General features: G+C 60.5%; 1 protein-coding gene. It reads left to right on the top strand.

Going from position 1 to position 253, the window contains the following annotated elements; translation table 11 throughout:
* Window positions 1–253 (top strand): Y-family DNA polymerase (locus NXS07_RS21385; RefSeq protein WP_498063308.1); only part of this gene is annotated, 253 nt, incomplete at both ends.

Below are 253 nucleotides of genomic sequence, written 5' to 3'. Positions count from 1 at the left end.
GCGCTGAAGCTTTGCCCCGATGCGGTAGTTCTAAAAGCCCGGATGGAGGTTTACGCCGAAACCTCGCGTGCGATCCGCAAGATGATGGAGGAACTTACCCCCTCGGTTGAGCCGCTGTCGCTGGACGAAGCCTTTCTTGATCTCACCGGAACCCAGCGTTTGCATGGCGTGCCGCCCGCCGTGATGCTGGCCGGTCTCGTGCGCCGGATGAAAACCGAACTGGGCCTGACAGGATCAATCGGGCTGTCGCATA

The sequence above is a fragment of the Xenorhabdus bovienii genome, from assembly GCF_024721015.1.
Classification (GTDB): domain Bacteria; phylum Pseudomonadota; class Gammaproteobacteria; order Enterobacterales; family Enterobacteriaceae; genus Xenorhabdus; species Xenorhabdus bovienii.
This window is presented reverse-complemented; position numbering and strand designations above follow the sequence as displayed.